The following is an 18966-nucleotide window of genomic DNA, read 5'->3' as shown; positions in this document are numbered from 1 at the left end:
GGTATTCGGCAGTGAATGTCGGTATAGATCCGTAGAATCCAGGTCGAAGATCGTTAACTCTTGATCGGGGGAATGACGGTTGGAGCGAGAGTCGCCAGCCTTCGATCCGCACACTCCCAATGTCGCCCGTCTCTACGACTACTTCCTGGGCGGCAAGGACCACTTCCCTGCCGATCGGGCGGCGGCGGAGAAGGTGCTCGACGCGGCTCCGGAGTTACGGGTGGCCGTCCGGGCGAACCGCGCGTTCCTCGGGCGTGCCGTGCGGTACCTCGCCGAGTCCGGGATCACGCAGTTCCTCGACATCGGCACGGGGCTGCCCGGACAGGACAACGTGCACGAGGTGGCCAGGAAGATCACCCCGGGGGCCAGGGTGGTCTACGTCGACCGGGATCCCGTGGTGCTGGTGCACGCCAGGGCGCTGCTGGCCGGGCAGGGCGACACGACGGCTGTGGAGGGCGACCTGCGCAAGCCCGAGGGGATCCTGAGGAATCCGGAGGTGATGGCGGCGATCGACTTCGGCCGCCCGGTCGGCGTGCTGCTGACGGCGACCATGCACTACCTCGGCGACGCCGACCACCCTCGGGAGGTCGTGGCGAGCCTGCACGACGCCATGGCCCCTGGCAGCTACCTGGTCATGTCCCACTGCACCAGCGACGCCCGCGCCGCGGCCGTGGAGACGATCACCGAGGTCTACCGGGGCACCAACGCCCCGCTCACGCCCCGGAGCCGGGAGCGGATCGCGGAGCTCTTCGAGGGGTTCGAGCTGGTCGATCCGGGCCTCGTCTGGCTGCCGGAATGGCGCCCCGACCAGGCCGACATGATCGACTTCGTCGACGGGCCCGAGTCGTCGCTGATCCTGTGCGGCGTGGGCAGGAAGAACTGAAACCGGGGGTCCACGTCGTGGACCCCCGGCTCACTGCTCGGACTACTTGAGCGCCGACAGCGCGGCGTCGTAGTCGGGCTCCTGGGCGATCTCCGGCACCAGCTCGGCGTAGACCACCTTGTTGTCACCGTCGAGCACGACCACCGCGCGCGCGGCCAGCCCCGCCAGCGGCCCCGACTCCTGCGCCACGCCGTAGTCGGTCAGGAACTCACGGCCCCGCATGAGCGACAGCGTGGTCACGTTGTCGAGCCCCTCGGCGCCGCAGAACCGCTTCTGGGCGAAGGGCAGGTCGGCGGAGATGCACAGCACGGCCACGTCGGGGTGCTCGGCGGCCACCTCGTTGAACCGCCGCACCGAGGCCGCGCAGACGCCGGTGTCGACGCTCGGGAAGATGTTGAGCACCTTGGTCTTCTGGCCGTACTCCTCCAGCGAGTGCTCGGCCAGGTCGCCGCCCACCAGCGCGAACGCGGGCGCGCTGTCGCCGGGCTTCGGGAAGGTGCCGCCAACGGCGATGGGCGAGCCCTTGAAAGTGACGTCGGACATGAAAGCCTCCTGGATAGCGATGTTCCCCGACCCGTGATCCTATCCGCGCCGCTCCCGGCCGCTCCCATCACCCACGCGGTGCCCGGCGGCGGGGCTGCCCGGGTCAGACGTTGCGGCGGTACTGGCCGCCCGCCTCGAACAACGCCTCCGTGATCTGGCCGAGCGAGCAGACGCGGGCCGCGTCCATCAGCACCTCGAACGCGTTCCCGTCCGACATCGCCACCTCTCGCAGCCGGGCGAGCTGCGCCGGGGCCTCGGAACGGTTGCGCTCGTGGAAGGCGCGCAGCCGGTCGAGCTGCGAGCGCTTCTCGTCCTCGGTGCCCCTGGCCAGCTCCAGTTTGTGCGCCGGCGGCTCGTCCGAGTCGTTGCGGAACGTGTTCACCCCGATGATCGGCAGCGAGCCGTCGTGCTTGCGCATCTCGTACAGCATGGACTCGTCCTGGATCTTGCCGCGCTGGTAGCCGGTCTCCATCGCGCCCAGCACGCCGCCCCGGTCGGACAGCCGCTCGAACTCGGCGAGCACGGCCTCCTCCACCAGGTCCGTCAGCTCCTCGATGATGAACGACCCCTGCAGCGGGTTCTCGTTCCTGGCCAGGCCCCATTCGCGGTTGATGATGAGCTGGATGGCCATGGCCCTGCGCACCGAGTCGGCCGACGGGGTGGTCACGGCCTCGTCGAAGGCGTTGGTGTGCAGGCTGTTGCAGTTGTCGTAGATGGCGATCAGGGCCTGGAGGGTGGTGCGGATGTCGTTGAAGTTCATCTCCTGGGCGTGCAGCGAGCGGCCCGAGGTCTGGATGTGGTACTTCAGCTTCTGCGACCGCTCCCCGGCGCCGTACCGCTCCCTCATGGCCACCGCCCAGATGCGGCGGGCCACGCGCCCGAGCACGTTGTACTCGGGGTCCATGCCGTTGGAGAAGAAGAACGACAGGTTCGGGGCGAAGTCGTCGATCTTCATGCCCCTGGCCAGGTACGCCTCCACGTACGTGAAGCCGTTGGCCAGCGTGAAGGCGAGCTGGCTGATCGGGTTGGCCCCGGCCTCGGCGATGTGGTAGCCGGAGATCGAGACCGAGTAGAAGTTGCGCACGCCGTTCTCGATGAACCACTCCTGGATGTCGGCCATCATCCGCAGCGAGAACTCCGTGGAGAAGATGCAGGTGTTCTGGCCCTGGTCCTCCTTGAGGATGTCGGCCTGCACCGTGCCCCTGACCGTGGCCAGCGTGCGGGCGCGCAGCCCGGCGGCCTCCTCGGGTGACGGCGCGTGCCCGTGCTCGGCCTGGAAGCGGTCGAGGGCCTGGTCGACGGCGGTGTTGAGGTAGTAGGCCAGGATCGTGGGCGCGGGGCCGTTGATCGTCATGGACACGGACGTGTTCGGCTCCGCCAGGTCGAACCCGTCGTAGAGCACCTTCATGTCGTCGAGCGTCGCGATCGAGACGCCCGAGGTGCCGACCTTGCCGTAGATGTCGGGCCGCGGGTCCGGGTCGTGCCCGTAGAGCGTCACCGAGTCGAACGCCGTGGACAGCCTGGTCGCGGGCTGGCCCTCGGACAGCAGCTTGAAGCGCCTGTTGGTGCGGAACGGGTCACCCTCACCGGCGAACATCCTGGTCGGGTCCTCGTCGTCCCGCTTGAACGGGAACACCCCGGCGGTGAACGGGAACGACCCGGGCAGGTTCTCGCCGCGCAGGAACCTCAGCAGGTCGCCGTGGTCGCTGTAACGCGGCAGGGCGACGCGCGGTACGCGGTTGCCGGACAGGGTCTCGCGCCAGAGCGGGGTGTGGATCTCGCGGTCGCGTACCTTCACCACCAGCTCGTCGGCGCTGTAGCGCTCCCTGACGGCGGGCCATTCGTCGAGCAGGGCCCGGCTCTCGTCGCTGAGCTCCCGGTCGGCCCGCGCCTCCAGCTCCTCCAGCCGGGAGTCCTCCAGGAGGGAGCGCACGGCGGCCAGCTGCTGGCGGCGGCGGGCGACCTCGGCCTGGGAGAGCGTCTCGGCGTGGTACCCGCGCACGGTCTCGGCGATGTCGGCCAGGTAGCGGACCCTGGCCGGGGGCACGATGGCGGCGGACGCCTGCGAGGTGCGCCCGGACACCGTCGGCAGCAGCCCCGCCCCCGACTCGGTCAGCAGGAGAGGCTTGAGGTGCTGGTAGAGGGCCGTGACCCCGGCGTCGTTGTAGCGGGCCGCGATGGTGCCGAAGACCGGCATGTCCTCCGGCCTGGCGCCGAACGCCTCGCGGTTGCGTACGAGCTGGCGGCGCACGTCGCGCAGGGCGTCCTCCGCGCCGCGCCGCTCGTACTTGTTGATCACCACGGCCTCGGCGAAGTCCAGCATGTCGATCTTCTCGAGCTGCGAGGCCGCCCCGAACTCGGGCGTCATCACGTAGATCGGCACGTCCACGTGCGGGACGATCCCGGCGTCGCCCTGGCCGATGCCGGGCGTCTCCACGATCACCAGGTCGTAGCCCGCGGCCCGGCAGGCCGTGATCACCTCGTCGAGGCAGGCGGGCACCTCGTTGGCGGCGCCCCTGGTGGCCAGGGAGCGGAAGTAGGTCTGGGGGCTCAGGCTGTTCATCCTGATGCGGTCGCCCAGCAGCGCGCCGCCGCCGCGCCGGCGGGTGGGGTCGATGGCGACGATCGCGATGCGCAGCTTGTCGTCGTTGTCCACGCGGAACCTGCGGACCAGCTCGTCGGTGAGCGAGGACTTGCCGGAGCCGCCCGTACCGGTGATGCCGAGCACGGGGGCGCGCTTCTCCGCCCCCGCGGCCCGCAGGCCCTCGACCAGCTCCTCCGGGGCGCGGCCCGACTCCAGCAGCGTGATCGCGCGGGCCAGCGCCGCGTGGTCGCCCGACACGACGGCCTCGACCGACGGGGAGCCGTCCGGTTCGACGTCGCACTCCTCGATGAGCTGATTGATCATCCCGGGCAGCCCGTACCGCTGGCCGTCCTCGGGCGAGAAGATGCGGGTGACGCCGCGCGAGTGCAGCAGCTCGATCTCCTCGGGGACGATCACTCCCCCGCCGCCGCCGTACACCTTGACGTGCCCGGCCCCGCGCTCGCGCAGCAGCTCCACCAGGTACGTGAAGAACTCCACGTGGCCGCCCTGGTACGAGCTGATCGCCACGCCCTGGGCGTCCTCCTGGATGGCGGCCGTGACGATCTCGTCCACGGAGCGGTTGTGCCCGAGATGGATGACCTCGGCCCCCTGTGACTGGAGGATGCGCCGCATGATGTTGATCGCCGCGTCATGGCCGTCGAACAGGGCCGCGGCGGTCACGAAACGGACTGGGTGTACCGGGACGTGCACGCCTGTTCACTCCTTCGTGAGGCTCTCTCTTCCGAAGATACTAGGACGTCCTACTAAGTGGTACTAGGACGTCCTACTATTTGTCCCCGGCTTCCGGGGTAGAGGCCCGGCCAGGGGGTGACACCGCATGCGTGCACTGACGTTCGCGCCGGGCAAGAAGGGGACGCTGGCCGTCGAAGAGGTCCCTGATCCGGTGCCGGGCAAGGGCGAGCTGCTGGTCCAGGGGCTGGCGCTGGGGGTCTGCGGGACCGACAGGGAGCTGGTCACGGCCGACTACGGCTGGCCGCCGCCCGGCAGGGAGCGCATGATCCTCGGGCACGAGTCGCTGGGCCGGGTGCTGGAGGTGCCCGACGGGTCCGCGTTCTCCCCCGGCGACCTGGTGGTCGGGGTGGTACGGCGGCCCGACCCCGTGCCGTGCGGGGCCTGCAAGCGGGGCGAGTTCGACATGTGCCGCAACGGCGAATACACCGAACGGGGCATCAAGCAGCTCGACGGGTACTGCTCGGAGCGCTGGACGGTCGAGGGCGGCTACGCCGTGCGCCTGGACCCCTCGCTGGAGAGCGTCGGCGTGCTGGTCGAGCCCGCGTCGGTGGTCGCCAAGGCGTGGGAGCAGATCGAGCGGATCGGGTCGCGGTCGTGGTTCGAGCCCCACACCCTGCTGGTCACGGGGGCCGGGCCCGTGGGGCTGCTGGCGGCGCTGATGGGGCGGCAGCGGGGGCTGTCGGTGCACGTGCTCGACCGGTCGGCCGAGGGGCTCAAGCCGCAACTCGTGGCGGAGCTGGGCGGCACCTACCATCCGGGGTCGTCGCTGCGGGAGCTCGGCGGGGTCAAGCCCGACGTCATCATCGAGTGCACGGGGGCCGGGACGCTCGTCATCGACGCCATGATCGGCACGGCTGCGGCGGGGATCGTCTGCCTGGCCGGGCTCTCTCCCGGAGGGCGTACGCATCGGGTGGACGCGGGGCTCATCAACCGGGACATCGTCCTGGAGAACGACGTGGTCTTCGGCTCCGTGAACGCGAACCTGCGGCACTACAGGGACGCCGCCGATTCGCTGGCCAAGGCTGACGTCGGGTGGCTGGAGCGGCTGATCACACGACGGGTCCCGCTGTCCCACGCCCTGGACGCCTTCGAACGCGCCCACGACGTCAAGGTCGTCATCGACCTCACCACCTAACCCCTGCGCGGCACTGGGGCGCGGCCTGGGCGCAGCGTGCGGGCTAGTCGGTGTCGTAGGGCTTGCGTCTGGTCGAGGTCGAGCGCCCGGAGGTCGCGGTGGCTGAGACGCGGGTCCTGGCGGGGCGGCCGGCAGGTGCCGGGGCGGCGTGCGGCTTGGTCTGCGCGTTCTCCGAGGGCGACGCCTTGGCGCGGGCCGTCACCCGTTCGCGGGCTGGAGCACCGTCCCGAGCGAGAGCACCGTCCCGGGCAGGGGCACCGTCCCGAGCGGGAGCCCGATCCGCCAGGGCCTTGTCGCGGACACCAGGACGGTCCCGGGCAGCGCGCCGAGGTGCCTCCTGAACCTCAGGGGCGGGGGTGGTTGGTGCGTTCCAGGGCCAGGAGAGGCGGCGGTGGGTGCCGCGGCGGCGGCCGGTGATGCGGAGGGAGAGGACGACGGTCATGAGCACCATCGCGGTCAGCAGCGCCGGCGGCGTGCCCAAGACGTCCAGGGGCGACCCCTGCCCGGTCTCCACCCGCGGCGCCGGTACGAAGGGCCGCTCGGTCGAGCGGATCTCGCCGAGTTTGTCGGCATTGGCCTTGACCAGGCGCGGGATGCCGTAACCGACGACCTTGTCCGTCTCCCGCGTCTTGCGCTTGAGCCAGATCCGGTCCACGTTCGCCTCGATCGTGTGGATCTTCTTCCCGGTGACCTTCTCCACGATCCCCACGTGGTCGATGCCCTTGTAGCTCTTTCCGCCCTTCCAGTCGAAGAAGACCAGCGCTCCCGGCTCGGGCTTCTGCGTCCACGCCCCCTGCTTCATGAACCAGGCGGCATGGGAGGGCGTCCAGGCGAACTCGCCAACATATTGGCTGAGGTCGGATTTGTCCGCGGCCCAGGCGATGAACATGTCGCACCAAGGCCCGTTGCGGTACTGGGTGTCTTGGACGCGATCCGCATACCACTGGCCGAACTTGGTGAACTGGCCGTTCTTCTCCTTGTAGCCGAGTTCCTGCCGCACCGTCTTCAGCAGCTCGTCCGCGATCGGGTCCAGGGTGACTCCTCCCAGAAAACCGATAAATCACGATGGACTGTAGTAGCGCCATCGCGAATGTGCGCGATTCACCCGGAAAGTGTCGTGCTATTAGCCAAAATTTCGGTTTTGTGACTGGTGAGGCAGGTGAGACTGAGCACTACTCCCGTCAGGACCCGGCGCCAACGCGATAGACCGCCACCTCGCCCGCGCCCGGCGCGACCACGTCGGCCACGATCACGGTCACGTTGTCCGGCGAGCCGCCCTCGTTGGCCAGATCGATCAACCGCTGGACGGCCGCGCCCGGGTCTGCCACCGTGGTCAGGACCTCGTGCAGGACCTCGGGACCCAGTACGGTCGTGAGGCCGTCGGAGCAGAGGAGGTAACGGTCATCAGGCTCGGCTTCGCGCAGCGCCATGTCAGGCTCGGCCCTGCCCTCACTGCCCAGCACCCGCAGCACCATCGAACGACGGGGGTGCACCGCGGCCTGATCCTCGGTTATCCGCCCTTCGTCCACCATCGACTGCACAAGTGTGTGATCCTTGGTCATCTGGTAGAGAGCGCCGTCGCGAAGCAAATATCCGCGGGAGTCACCGAGATGAGCCAGGGCGAACCGGTAGCCGTCCCACAGCATGGCGGTCACCGTGGTCCCCATCCCCCTGCGCGCGGGGTCGATGTCGGCCAGCTCGACCAGCCTGCGTGCCGCCTCGTGCACGGCGCCCTCCAGGGACGCCTCAAGGTCCGCGCCCGTCTCGGGAAGCGTGGCATCCAGCTCGCGCATGACGGCGATCGCCGCCGAGCTGGCCAGCTCGCCGGCCGCGTGTCCGCCCATCCCGTCGGCCACCACGAGCATTCGGCCACTCGCATAGCCGGAATCCTCGTTCTGCTCCCTGCGGCGGCCCACGTCTGATCCGGCGGCATAGCGGATGTTGTGCTTCATACCCTGCAGTAAATCATTGGTTGAAAGACTTCACAAGCAGATGCGCTGAAGACTCTTGTGAACTACTGTGGGCACCATGAGCCACGACCCGACCGTGAACGCCGGGGACATCGCCCGGCTCGCCGGTGTCGGGCGTGCCGCGGTGAGCAACTGGCGCCGTCGCCACGACGACTTCCCCGATCCCATCGGCGGCACGGCCAACCAGCCGCTCTTCTCGCTCCGGCAGGTCGAGTCCTGGCTACGTCGCTATGGGAAGTCCTACCAGGTCTCCCTGGGTGATCGGGTATGGCAACGCCTGAAAGCCGCGGGTGATTTGCGGCTGGGCGAGCTGGTCGCCCAGGCAGGAGCCCTGCTGACCCGCGACGCGAGCGTTCCGGAGGCCGCCGCTTCCCGCCTCGCCGAAGCAGCTGACGCCCCGGGCGTGGCGCGGGCCGGCGGCGACGGCGACCCGGTCGAGGACGTGGCGAACGGGCTGGAGCCGGAGCTGGCGGAGCTCGTCCTGGAGCTGGGCGAACGGCTCGGCGCGCTGGCCGCGTACGAGTTCCTCTGTGAGCGCTATCTCGAAGCGCACTCGCGGCAGCTCTCCGTGACCCGCGAGGACGTGGCCGGGCTCATGGTCAGGCTGGTGCGGCCGGGCGGCTCGACGATCCTCGACCCGGCCTGCGGGGTCGGCACGCTGCTCCTCGCCCCCGGCCACGACCGGCACGCCCAGGCGGAGCCGGGGACGGCCAGGATGCTCGGGCAGGAGCTCAGCGAGACCTCCGCGGCCATCACCGCCTCCAGGCTCCGGCTGCGCGGCATCGAGGCCGAGGTCGTGGCCGGTGACTCGATGCGCGACGACGGGTTCGCCGGGGAGCGGGCCGACGCGGTGGTGTGCGATCCGCCGTTCAACGAGCGGGCCTGGGGCTACGAGGAGCTGACCGGCGACCCGCGCTGGGAGTACGGCCTGCCGCCGCGCGGCGAGCCGGAGCTGGCCTGGGTGCAGCACTGCCTCACCCACGTCAGGCCGCGCGGCCTGGTCGCCATCCTCATGCCGCCGGCCGCCGCCAGCCGCAAGGCGGGCCGCCGCATCCGGGCCAACCTGCTGCGCGCGGGCGCCCTGCGCGCCGTCGTCGCGCTGCCGGGGTCGGATCTCTGGCTGCTGCGCCGGCCGGCGGCGGGCGAGCGGCCGCCGTCCGAGGTGCTGATCCTCGACGCCGCGGCCGACCTGGCGAGCGTGGAGCCGGCCTGGGAGGCGTACCTGGAGGACCGTTCCGACCAGACCGTACGCATCATCGACCTGCTGGCCGACGAGGTCGACATGACCCCGGCCCGCCACCAGCGGCGCGACGACGTCGGCAAGGCGTACGCCGAGGCCCGCGACCGCTTCATGGCCGCCGCCTCGGCCCCGCCCGACCTGAAGGTCCTGGAGCAGCCGCTCGACCAGCCCGCGACCACGCTGGGCGACCTGATCAAGGAAGGTCTGGTGACCACGTCGCAGGCCCCGCCCAAGATGGCCGCGGACGGCGGCGAGGTGCCCGTGCTGACGTCCGACGACGTGCTCAACGGCACGCCGCCGTCCGGCTCCACCACCGTGCAGCAGGGCCTGATCGCGATCCGCCCGGGCGACGTGGTGGCCTCCTACTCCAGCGTGCGCGTGCTGGCCGACGGCGGCGGCGCGGTGCTGGGGCCCCACCTGACGCTCTACCGGGTGGACGCGCGCCGGCTCGACCCCGACTTCCTGGCGGGCTTCCTGCGGGCCGCCGGCGGCCGGGCGACCACCGGCTCCAGCAGGTTCGACGTGCGCCGCACCCGGCTGCCGCGACTGTCGCTGAAGGAGCAGAAGGCGTACGGCGACGCCTTCCGGCAGTTGGCCGTGCTCGAAGACGCCATCCGCGAGACCTCGACGCTGGGGCAGGCGCTGATCAGGCTGGGCCTCGACGGCCTCGCCGACGGCCACCTGCACCCGCCCGCTCACGGCCTCACTCCGTGAGGCCGGCTCGGTCATCCGGGGCGCCGTCGCTCTGGTCGCCACACTCCCGATACTCCTCGATCCAGGCGACGGCACTCCATCGCCTGACGGTGTAGGTTTTTTCCCCGAAGGCTGCTGGGAGGGGCGAATGGTCATCGGTGACCGCTATGTGCTCGACGACCTCCCTCTCGGGCAAGGCGGCATGGGAGCCGTGTACGCGGGCCACGACCGCCACCTCGACCGCCGGGTCGCGGTGAAGCTGCTCAGGCTCCCCAGCGGGCACGATCACGAGCTGGAGCGCAGGTTCATCCGCGAGGCCCGCATCCTGGCCCGGCTCGAGCATCCCGGCGCGCCCGTGCTCTACGACTTCGGCACCCACGAGCAGCGGCTCTACCAGGTGATGCAGTTCATCGAGGGCGTCACGGTGGCCGACGTGGTCAGCGAGCACGGCCCGCTGCCCGTCTCGTGGGCCGCCGCGATCGCGGCCCAGGCGTGTGCGGTGCTGTCGGCGGCCCACGCCCTGTCGATCTGCCATCGCGACCTCAAGCCCACGAACCTGATGCTCTGCCCCGACGGCAGCGTGAAGGTGCTCGACTTCGGGCTGGCCATGCTGCGTGACACCGACGTCACGACATTCACGAGGATCGGGCAGATCCTGGGCACGCCGGCGTACATGGCTCCCGAGCAGATCCAGCACGGCGTGGCCGAGCCGCGCAGCGACCTCTACTCGCTCGGCTGCGTGCTGCACGAGATGCTGACCGGGCGGCAGCTGTTCACCGGGCCCACCGACTACATGGTCTTCGAGAAGCAGGTCAAGGAGCGCCCGCCGGCCATCCCCGGGCTGCCCCGCGAGCTGGCCGAGCTGCTCTCGCAGCTGCTGGAGAAGCTGCCGGACGACCGGCCCGCCGACGCGAACGAGCTCTACGGCCGGCTCGACCCGTTCGCCGTCGCGCTGCCCGTGCTGCCCGGCTTCCTCACCGAGGCCCCGAGCCCCGGCAGCATGTACGCCCGCATGGCGGGCCGCGCGCTGGACGCGTGAACGCGCTCTCTCGCTAAGCCGGATCGTTACTTAACGCCCGTTGACAGCCCGGTGTGAGCGCCGCGACTCTCTTGAGAGAGCGCTCTCTCAACCATCCTCGCAAGCACCGACCAAGGAGGGTTCCGTGACCCCTCGCGTCCGGCGACTCGCCATGCCCTTGATCACCGCGTCCCTGCTCGCCCTGGCGACTGCCTGCGGCGGCGGAGGTGGCGGCGGGAGCACCGCCACGCAGAGCGCCAAGCCAGGAGAGAAGATCAAGCTCACCGTCGGCCTCTTCGGCGACTTCGGCTTCAAACCGCTCTACGAGGAGTACAAGAAGACCCACCCCGACATCGAGATCGTCGAGAACGTCACGCAGTTCAACGACCACCACAGCAACCTGGTCAAGCGGCTGGCCACGAACGCCGGCGCGGGGGACGTCGAGGCGGTCGAAGTCGGCTACATCAGCACGTTCACCGCCCAGCCGGGCAAATTCGTGGACCTCAAGCAGTTCGGGCTGGACAAGCGGCAGCCCGACTACCTCGACTGGAAGTGGCAGCAGGGCCTGAGCAAGGACGGCGGGCAGGTGCTCGGCCTCGGCACCGACGTGGGCGGGCTGGCCATGTGCTACCGCAAGGACCTGTTCAAGAAGGCCGGGCTGCCGACCGACCGGACCGAGGTGGCGGCGCTCTGGCCGACGTGGGAGCAGTACATCGCGACCGGCAAGAAGTTCGCCACGGCGAACGTGGCGGGCGCCAAGTTCGTGGACTCCCCCGGCGAGATCTTCCGCGCCATGGTCAACCAGGCGCCCACCGGCCTGTACGACGCCCAGGACAACATCATCGTGGCCTCGAACCCCGATGTGAAGAAGGCCTGGGACCTGTCCAACCAGCTCACCCAGGAGAGCCTGACCGCCAAGCTGGCGGCCTTCACGCCGCCGTGGAACACCGGCTTCGCCAAGGGCTCGTTCGCCACGATCATCTGCCCCGCCTGGATGACCGGCTTCATCCAGGAGCAGGCCAAGGACTCGGCCGGCAAGTGGGACATCGCGACCGTACCCGGCGGCTCGGGCAACAGCGGCGGCTCCCACCTCATGGTGCCCAAGCAGAGCAAGCACCCGAAGGAGGCGGCGGAGCTGATCGACTTCCTGACCTCGAAGGAGAACCAGGCCAAGGTGTTCAAGGAGGAGGGAACCTTCCCCTCGATCCCGGCCCTCTACGACGACCCGTCGATCCAGAACTTCACCAAGCCGTTCTTCGGTGACGCCCCCATCGGCAAGATCTACTCCGACGCCGCCAAGGCGCTGAAGCCGCAGCACCTCGGCCCCAAGGAGGCCGACGTGCGCACGGCCATCGGCAACGGCCTCGGCCGGGTCGAGCAGGGCAAGCAGACGCCCGACCAGGCGTGGACCCAGGTGCTCGAGGACGTCAAGAAGATCAAATGAGCACCCTTCCCCTCGCGGTCTCGCGACGGCGTAGGCGCAGCGTGCGGCACACCCTCGACCTGAGGGTGTCGCCGTACGCCTACGTGGCGCCGTTCTTCCTGCTCTTCTGCGCCTTCGGGCTGTTCCCGCTGGCCTACACGGCCTGGGTGAGCCTGCACGAGTGGTCGCTGCTGTCGGAGACCCAGACGTTCATCGGGCTGGACAACTACTCGGCGCTGCTGACTGACGGGTACTTCTGGAACGCCACGTTCAACACCCTGTCCATCGGCGTGATCTCGACCGTCCCGCAGCTCCTGCTGGCCATCTGGCTGGCGCACCTGCTCAACCGGCGGCTGCGCTTCCAGACGCTGTTCCGGGTCGCGCTGCTGCTGCCGAACGTCACGAGCGTGGTGGCGGTCGTGGTCATCTTCAGCCAGCTCTTCGGCCGGGACTTCGGACTGATCAACTGGACGCTCTCCTGGTTCGGCGCCGGCAACATCGACTGGGCGGCCGGCACCGCGACCTCGCACATCGCCCTCTCGGTGATGATCATGTGGCGCTGGACCGGCTACAACGCGCTGATCTTCCTGGCCGCCATGCAGGCCGTGCCGCGCGAGCTGTACGAGGCCGCCACCCTCGACGGCGCGAACGGCTTCACGCAGCTGCGCAGGATCACGATCCCGATGATCCGGCCGACGATCGTGTTCGTGGTCATCGTCTCGACGATCGGCGCCATGCAGATCATCGCCGAGCCCCTGCTGTTCGGGCAGAGCAGCGGCGGCGGGGGCGGCATCGCCACCGGCGGGCCCGACCGGCAGTTCCAGACCCTGGCGCTGTTCGTCTACGAGCAGGGCTTCGCGAACTCGACGTTCGACTTCGGCTACGCCTCGGCCGCGTCCTGGCTGATGTTCCTGGCCGTGGTGATCGTCGCGCTGGTCAACTTCCTGATCACCCGCAGGGTGAGAGGGGGACTGATATGAGGCTGCGCTATCTGACCCTGACCGCGGTGGCCTTCTTCTCGGCCTTCCCGCTCTACTACAGCGTCGTGGTGGCCTCCCGGCACAACTCGGCGCTGGCCCAGGTGCCGCCGCCGCTGATCCCCGGCGGGAACTTCTTCGCCAACGTCTCCCGGGTCTTCGACACCGTCCCCTTCGGGCTCGCGCTGGTCAACTCCGTCATCGTGGCGGGGTCGATCTCGATCGCGGTGATGTTCTTCTCGACGCTGGCCGGGTTCGCCTTCGCCAAGCTGAAGTTCAGGGGCAGGAACATCATGCTCGTGATCACCGTGGCCACCATGATGGTCCCGGCGCAGCTCGGCATCATCCCGCTCTACATGCTCATGGTGAAGCTGGAGTGGACCGGCACCAACTACGCGCTGATCGTCCCGGCGCTGGTCAACGCGTTCGGCGTGTTCTTCATGACCCAGTACCTGTCGCGCGCCCTGCCCACCGAGCTGCTGGAGGCCGGCCGGGTGGACGGGTGCTCGACGTGGGGGCTGTTCTGGCACGTCGTGCTGCCCACCGCCCGGCCGGCGGCGGCGGTGCTCGGCATGCTGACGTTCATGTCGGCCTGGAACGACTACTTCTGGCCGCTGGTCGTGCTGAACCCGGACAACCCGACCGTCCAGGTGGCGCTGTCCACGCTGGCCAGCGGCTACGTCAACGACTACGTGCTCGGGCTGGCCGGGACGGCGATCGGCACACTCCCGCTCGTGGCCGTCTTCGCCCTGTTCGGCAGGCAAATCATCGGTGGAATCATGCAAGGAGCTGTTAAGGGATGATCTTTCCCGAGGACTTCGTCTGGGGCGCCGCGACGGCCTCCTACCAGATCGAGGGGGCGGTCAAGGAGGACGGGCGAGGCCAGTCGATCTGGGACACCTTCTCCCATACCCCCGGGAACGTGGCGGGCGGCGACACCGGAGACGCGGCCTGCGACCACTACCACCGCTACCGCGAGGACGTCGGGCTGATGCGCGAGCTACGGCTGGCGGCCTACCGGTTCTCGGTCGCGTGGCCGCGCGTCCAGCCGGACGGCACGGGTCCGGTCAACCCGCGCGGGCTGGCGTTCTACGACCGCCTCGTCGACGAGCTGCTCGCCGCTGGCATTTCGCCCTATGTCACGCTTTATCACTGGGATCTCCCCCAAGCCCTCGAAGACCTCGGTGGCTGGACCAACCGCGACACGGCCTACCGGTTCGCCGACTACGCCCAGGCCGTCCATGACCGGCTCGGCGACCGGGTAGGCGACTGGGCCACGCTGAACGAGCCCTGGGTGTCGGCCTTCCTCGGCTACGGCAACGGCGTGCACGCGCCGGGCCGCCGCGACCCGGCCGACGCCCTGCGCTCGGCGCACCACCTGCTGCTCGGCCACGGCCTGGCCGCGCGGCGGCTGCGCGCGTCCGGCGCGCGCAGCCTCATGCTGGTGGTCAACTCCGCGCCGGTGCTCACCCCCGCCCAGGTCAACGACCCTTCGGCGGTGGCCGGCGAGGCGGACGCGGCCGTCGCGCACCGCGTCCACGCGCTGCTGACCAGGCAGTTCCTCGACCCGGCGGTGCACGGCACGTACCCGCGGGAGGTCCTGGAGGCGGCGGCGCGCAACGGCGGCACGGAACACATCCTGGACGGCGACCTCGTGCTGATCAACGCGCCGATCGACCTGGTCGGCGTCAACTACTACAACCCGTGCGTGGTCGAGTCGGGCCCGGGACTGCCCGCCGACGCGGCGTGGCCGGGCTCGGAGGGTGTCAGGTTCGCCGCGGCCGACGCGCCGACGACCGCGATGGGCTGGCCGATCGTGCCGGACGGCCTGTCCCGGCTGCTCGTACGGCTCTCGCAGGACTATCCGCAGGTCGGCCTCATGGTCACGGAGAACGGCGCGGCCTTCGACGACGTCGTGCAGGACGGCCGCGTGCACGACGACGAGCGGGTCTCGTACCTGGAGGGCCATCTCCGCGAGGTGCACCGGGCCATCGGGGCGGGCGCGGACCTGCGCGGATACCTGGTCTGGTCGCTGCTCGACAACTTCGAGTGGGCGGAGGGCTACCGGCGCCGGTTCGGCATCGTGCACGTCGACTACGCGACACAGGCCAGGGTCCTCAAGGACAGCGCTCTCTGGTACAGAGACGTCATCACGAGGAACGGCCTGTAGATTTTTTCCGTGCTCTCCCACTTGGTGCATTCATGAGACGCCCGACCCTCGAGGCGGTCGCCGCCCGGGCGGGTGTCTCGCGCGCCACCGCCTCCCGGGTCGTCAACGGCCAGACGACGGTGGCCCCCCACATCCGCGACGCCGTGCAGCGCGCGATCGACGAGCTGGGCTACGTGCCCAACTCGGCCGCGCGCAGCCTGGTCACCCAGCGCACCGACTCGATCGCCCTGGTCGTCAGCGAGCCGGGCACCCGGGTCTTCTCCGAGGACCCGATGTTCTCCACGGCGATCAGGTCGGCGTCCGTGGCGCTCGAGGCGGTGAACAAGCAGGTCGTGCTCATGCTGGCCTCCTCCGCCAAGAGCCACGCCCGGGTGGAGCGTTACATCGCGGGTGGCCACGTCGACGGGGTCATGCTGATCTCCATGCACGGCGCCGACCCGCTCCCGGCCGCGCTGTCGCGCCTGCGCGTCCCCGTGGTCTCCTACGGGCGGCCCGCCGTCCCCGTGGACATCCCGTACGTCGACAACGACAACGTGGGCGGAGCGGAGGCCGGGGTCCGGCACCTGGTGGAGACGGGGCGGCGCCGGATCGCCACGATCGCGGGCCCGCAGGACATGATCGGCGGCCAGGACCGGCTGGCCGGCTACCGCAACGTGCTGCGCGACTCCGACCTCAGGTCGATCGTCGCGATCGGCGACTTCACCCGCGAGTCGGGCGCGATCGCGATGCGGCAGCTCCTGCGCGACGACCCCGACCTCGACGCCGTCTTCGTGGCCAACGACCTGATGGCCGTCGGCGCGCTGCAGTCGCTGCGCCAGGGCGGGCGGCGGGTGCCCGGCGACGTGGCGGTGGTCGGGTTCGACGACATCGAGGCGGCGAAATACACCGAGCCGCCGCTGACGACGCTCAGGCACCCGGTGGCCGAGCAGGCGACGGCCATGGTCCGGCTCCTGCTCGGGCTGTTCGAGGGCGGGCCGGCCGAGCCGGTGATCATGCCCACGGAGCTGGTGATCAGGGAGTCCGCCTAGATGATCCCCGCGGATGCCCGGATGATCCCCACCGAGGCCGCCGTGGCCGCCGCCGTCGCCGTGGCAGAGGAGCACGGCGTCCGGGTGCGGGAGCCGGTGATCCTCAGAGACTCCTTCAACCTGCGGGTCCACCTGCGGCCCGCCCCCGTCGTGGCGCGGGTGCCGACCGTGACCGCGCTCGGGCGGGCACGACCCGACGAGGCGCTGCGGCGGGAGCTGGACGTCGTGTCGTACCTGCACCGGCAGGGCGTGCCGGTGGTGCCGCCGAGCGAGCTGCTGCCCGCCGGGCCGCACCTGCGCGACGGCGTCGCGATCTCCTTCTGGGTCCACGTCGAGCACGACGCCGACCACCGGCCGACGCCGGACGTCGCGGGCCGCGCGCTCGCCGAGCTGCACGAGGCGCTGCGGGGCTTCCCCGGCGAGCTGCCCTACCTCGGTCCCGCGCTCGACGAGCCGGTGCGGCTGCTGGAGCTGCTCGACGGGGAGGTCGAGCCCGGCGCGCTGGCACTGCTGCGCGACGCGCACGCGAGGCTGCCCGCCCGGCTGGCCAACCGACTGGATGGCCGGCTGGATGGCCGGCTGGATGGCCGGCCGGCGCAGGCGGTCCACGGTGACGCGCATCCCGGCAACCTGCTGGCCACCCCCTCCGGGCTGCTGTGGAACGACTTCGAGGAGAGTATGGCCGGGCCCGTCGAGTGGGACCTGGCGTGCCTGCTGCGTACGACGCGGCTCGACGGGCGGGCGGCGGTGCGCGCGTACGGGTGGGATCCCGACGACCCCGGGTTGCGGGACCTCATGGCGGCGCGGGCGCTGCAGGGCACCCTGTGGATGCTGGTCAGGGCACTGGGGATGCCCTCGGAGGCCGATTCGGCCCGCGCGGCGCTGGAGGCGTGGCTGCGCGACCCCAGCGGCGCAAGACGCTAGAGGCGGCGGCAGCCGTGCCCCCCGGCGGCGCCGGACGCTGGAGGCGTGGCTGTGCCTCCCGGCGGCGGACGCTGGGTCACGCCGCCGCCGGGCCGGTCACGCCGCGGTCAGTCCCGCGTGAGCCAGGCCGTGGTGTCGGAGGGCAGGGTGCCGTCCTCCAGGGGGCCGCTGGACAGGAGGAGCCGGCCCGCGGGCAGCGGCACCGGGTCGGGTCCCAGGTTGGTGACGCTCGTCAGGCCCGAGTCCCTCGTGAAGGCCAGGACCTCGCCGCCCGTCGGGAGCCAGCTCAACGTGCCGTCCCCCAGCAGGTCGCGGCGCAGACCCAGGGCCGTCCGGTAGAGGTTGAGCATCGAGCCCAGGTCCGTGCGCTGCGCCTCGGCGGACAGCTTGCGCCAGCCCTCCGGCTGCGGCAGCCACGGCGTGCCCGCGCCGAAGCCGAACGGCGGCTCCTCGCCCGACCACGGCAGCGGGACGCGGCAGCCGTCCCGGCCCGGGTTCGTGCCGCCCGACCTGGCGTACATCGGGTCCTGGCGGAGCTCGTCCGGGAGGCCCTCGACCTCGGGGAGGCCCAGCTCCTCGCCCTGGTAGACGTACACCGAGCCGGGGAGCGCCATGGCCAGCAGGGCCGCCGCCCTGGCCCGCCGGTAGCCCAGCTCCAGGTCGGACGGGCTGCCGTGGAGGCGGCCCCCGTGCGCGAACGTCGTGTCGGCGCGGCCGTACCGGGTGACCGGGCGCGTCACGTCGTGGTTCGACAGCACCCACGTCGGCGGGGCGCCGATGGGGGTGTGGGTGGCGAGGGTCAGGTCGATGACCCTGCGCAGCTCGGCCGGGTCCCACGGGCAGGACAGGAAGTCGAAGTTGAAGGCCGTGTGGAGCTCGTCGGGCCGGAGGTAGCGCGCGAAACGCTCCTGGTCGGGGAGCCAGACCTCCCCGATCAGGATGCGCTCGCCATACTCGTCGGCCACCTCGCGCCACCGACGGTAGACGTCGTGGACCTCGTCGAGGTCTTCGTAACTCGTGTCCGACTTGATCAGCAGGGCGGCGGAGTCGATGCGCACGCCGTCCACGCCGCGGTCGAACCAGAACCGCAGCACGTCCTCGAACTCCTGGTGGACCTCGGGATTGGTCCAGTTGAAGTCCGGCTGCTCCGGGGCGAACAGGTGGAGGTACCACTGGCCGTCGGGGACCTGCGTCCAGGCCGAGCCGCCGAAGATGGACTGCCAGTCGTTCAGCGGCTCGTCGGCGAACCAGAAGCGGTCCCTCGCCGCGGGGTCCGCCAGGGCCTCCTTGAACCAGGCGCTCTCCGTTGAGCTGTGGTTCGGCACCACGTCGATGATGACCTTGATGTCGAGCTCGTGCGCCTCCTCGATGAACCGCTCGGCCTCGGACAGCGTGCCGAAGACCGGCTCGATGTCGCGGTAGTCGGCCACGTCGTAGCCCCCGTCGGCCATCGGCGACGGGTACCACGGGTTCAGCCAGATGGCGTCGATCCCGAGTTCCTTCAGGTACGGCAGGCGGGAGCGCAGGCCGGCCAGATCGCCGATCCCGTCACCGTTCCCGTCGGCGAAGCTACGCAGGTAGACCTGGTAGATCGCGGCCCCCCGCCACCACGTTTGCGACATTCG

Annotated in this window: 15 protein-coding genes; 10 read left to right on the top strand and 5 right to left on the bottom strand. The window is 70.4% G+C overall.

The window, feature by feature from the left end; genetic code table 11:
• The first annotated feature begins 79 nt into the window (after window positions 1–79).
• Complete coding sequence (locus ABZS69_RS56150; RefSeq protein ID WP_355389724.1) at window positions 80–883, top strand: SAM-dependent methyltransferase; 804 nt, start codon at window positions 80–82, stop codon at window positions 881–883.
• Between the two features lie 42 nt (window positions 884–925).
• On the opposite strand, the gene tpx is transcribed toward ABZS69_RS56150, so the two are convergent.
• Window positions 926–1426, bottom strand: coding sequence for a thiol peroxidase (tpx, locus tag ABZS69_RS56145; RefSeq protein WP_355389722.1), 501 nt, complete (start codon window positions 1424–1426; stop codon window positions 926–928).
• Between the two features lie 103 nt (window positions 1427–1529).
• The gene (gene icmF, locus ABZS69_RS56140) at window positions 1530–4721 is read right to left on the bottom strand and encodes a fused isobutyryl-CoA mutase/GTPase IcmF (RefSeq protein WP_355389721.1); all 3192 of its coding nucleotides are present in this window, start codon (window positions 4719–4721) and stop codon (window positions 1530–1532) included.
• Window positions 4722–4848: 127 nt separating this feature from the next.
• Between icmF and ABZS69_RS56135 the strand changes: the two genes are divergently transcribed.
• The gene (locus ABZS69_RS56135) at window positions 4849–5898 is read left to right on the top strand and encodes a glucose 1-dehydrogenase (RefSeq protein ID WP_355389719.1); all 1050 of its coding nucleotides are present in this window, start codon (window positions 4849–4851) and stop codon (window positions 5896–5898) included.
• 43 nt (window positions 5899–5941) lie between these two features.
• Here ABZS69_RS56135 and ABZS69_RS56130 read toward each other — a convergent pair whose 3' ends face one another.
• Together ABZS69_RS56130 and ABZS69_RS56125 are read right to left on the bottom strand one after the other, a co-directional pair.
• Window positions 5942–6898 carry a CHAP domain-containing protein gene (locus ABZS69_RS56130; RefSeq protein WP_355389717.1) on the bottom strand — a complete coding sequence of 319 codons (957 nt, stop codon included), beginning with the start codon at window positions 6896–6898 and terminating at the stop codon, window positions 5942–5944.
• A 181-nt stretch (window positions 6899–7079) separates the two neighbouring features.
• Complete coding sequence (locus ABZS69_RS56125; RefSeq protein WP_355389715.1) at window positions 7080–7850, bottom strand: protein phosphatase 2C domain-containing protein; 771 nt, start codon at window positions 7848–7850, stop codon at window positions 7080–7082.
• 76 nt (window positions 7851–7926) lie between these two features.
• Between ABZS69_RS56125 and ABZS69_RS56120 the strand changes: the two genes are divergently transcribed.
• The 8 genes from ABZS69_RS56120 to ABZS69_RS56085 all read left to right on the top strand — a co-directional run bounded on the left by ABZS69_RS56120 (window position 7927) and on the right by ABZS69_RS56085 (window position 17341).
• Window positions 7927–9822, top strand: a complete 1896-nt coding sequence (locus tag ABZS69_RS56120; RefSeq protein WP_355389713.1) for an N-6 DNA methylase — start codon at window positions 7927–7929, stop codon at window positions 9820–9822.
• A 127-nt stretch (window positions 9823–9949) separates the two neighbouring features.
• On the top strand, window positions 9950–10840 hold the full coding sequence (locus ABZS69_RS56115) for a serine/threonine-protein kinase (RefSeq protein WP_355389711.1): 891 nt from the start codon (window positions 9950–9952) through the stop codon (window positions 10838–10840).
• 124 nt (window positions 10841–10964) lie between these two features.
• On the top strand, window positions 10965–12263 hold the full coding sequence (locus ABZS69_RS56110) for an ABC transporter substrate-binding protein (RefSeq protein ID WP_355389710.1): 1299 nt from the start codon (window positions 10965–10967) through the stop codon (window positions 12261–12263).
• A complete protein-coding gene (locus ABZS69_RS56105; protein WP_355389708.1) occupies window positions 12260–13222 on the top strand; it encodes a sugar ABC transporter permease in 963 nt (320 codons plus the stop codon). The genes ABZS69_RS56110 and ABZS69_RS56105 overlap by 4 nt, the downstream gene beginning before the upstream one ends.
• A complete protein-coding gene (locus ABZS69_RS56100; protein WP_355389706.1) occupies window positions 13219–14022 on the top strand; it encodes a carbohydrate ABC transporter permease in 804 nt (267 codons plus the stop codon). Before ABZS69_RS56105 ends, ABZS69_RS56100 begins: the two co-directional genes overlap by 4 nt.
• Window positions 14019–15389 carry a GH1 family beta-glucosidase gene (locus ABZS69_RS56095; protein WP_355389704.1) on the top strand — a complete coding sequence of 457 codons (1371 nt, stop codon included), beginning with the start codon at window positions 14019–14021 and terminating at the stop codon, window positions 15387–15389. Before ABZS69_RS56100 ends, ABZS69_RS56095 begins: the two co-directional genes overlap by 4 nt.
• A 32-nt stretch (window positions 15390–15421) precedes the next feature.
• Window positions 15422–16417 carry a LacI family DNA-binding transcriptional regulator gene (locus tag ABZS69_RS56090; protein WP_355389702.1) on the top strand — a complete coding sequence of 332 codons (996 nt, stop codon included), beginning with the start codon at window positions 15422–15424 and terminating at the stop codon, window positions 16415–16417.
• Window positions 16418–17341, top strand: a complete 924-nt coding sequence (locus ABZS69_RS56085) for a phosphotransferase (protein ID WP_355389700.1) — start codon at window positions 16418–16420, stop codon at window positions 17339–17341.
• Between the two features lie 107 nt (window positions 17342–17448).
• Here the strand turns inward: ABZS69_RS56085 and ABZS69_RS56080 are convergent, their stop codons facing one another.
• Window positions 17449–18963 carry a glycoside hydrolase family 13 protein gene (locus ABZS69_RS56080; protein WP_355389698.1) on the bottom strand — a complete coding sequence of 505 codons (1515 nt, stop codon included), beginning with the start codon at window positions 18961–18963 and terminating at the stop codon, window positions 17449–17451.
• Between the last annotated feature and the right edge of the window lie 3 nt (window positions 18964–18966).

Origin of the sequence: Nonomuraea sp. NPDC005650 (genome assembly GCF_040605375.1) — a bacterium.
In the GTDB taxonomy this organism is placed as follows: Bacteria; Actinomycetota; Actinomycetes; order Streptosporangiales; family Streptosporangiaceae; genus Nonomuraea.
This window is presented reverse-complemented; position numbering and strand designations above follow the sequence as displayed.

What these genes read in the sequence shown, in the direction of transcription:
- ABZS69_RS56090 (WP_355389702.1), top strand. Translation starts at nt 15,422, where the DNA reads ATGAGACGCCCGACCCTCGAGGCGGTCGCCGCCCGGGCGGGTGTCTCG.
- ABZS69_RS56105 (WP_355389708.1), top strand. Translation starts at nt 12,260, where the DNA reads ATGAGCACCCTTCCCCTCGCGGTCTCGCGACGGCGTAGGCGCAGCGTG.
- ABZS69_RS56080 (WP_355389698.1), bottom strand. Translation starts at nt 18,963, where the DNA reads ATGTCGCAAACGTGGTGGCGGGGGGCCGCGATCTACCAGGTCTACCTG.
- ABZS69_RS56135 (WP_355389719.1), top strand. Translation starts at nt 4,849, where the DNA reads ATGCGTGCACTGACGTTCGCGCCGGGCAAGAAGGGGACGCTGGCCGTC.
- ABZS69_RS56125 (WP_355389715.1), bottom strand. Translation starts at nt 7,850, where the DNA reads ATGAAGCACAACATCCGCTATGCCGCCGGATCAGACGTGGGCCGCCGC.
- ABZS69_RS56100 (WP_355389706.1), top strand. Translation starts at nt 13,219, where the DNA reads ATGAGGCTGCGCTATCTGACCCTGACCGCGGTGGCCTTCTTCTCGGCC.
- ABZS69_RS56095 (WP_355389704.1), top strand. Translation starts at nt 14,019, where the DNA reads ATGATCTTTCCCGAGGACTTCGTCTGGGGCGCCGCGACGGCCTCCTAC.
- ABZS69_RS56115 (WP_355389711.1), top strand. Translation starts at nt 9,950, where the DNA reads ATGGTCATCGGTGACCGCTATGTGCTCGACGACCTCCCTCTCGGGCAA.
- tpx (WP_355389722.1), bottom strand. Translation starts at nt 1,426, where the DNA reads ATGTCCGACGTCACTTTCAAGGGCTCGCCCATCGCCGTTGGCGGCACC.
- ABZS69_RS56120 (WP_355389713.1), top strand. Translation starts at nt 7,927, where the DNA reads ATGAGCCACGACCCGACCGTGAACGCCGGGGACATCGCCCGGCTCGCC.
- ABZS69_RS56085 (WP_355389700.1), top strand. Translation starts at nt 16,418, where the DNA reads ATGATCCCCGCGGATGCCCGGATGATCCCCACCGAGGCCGCCGTGGCC.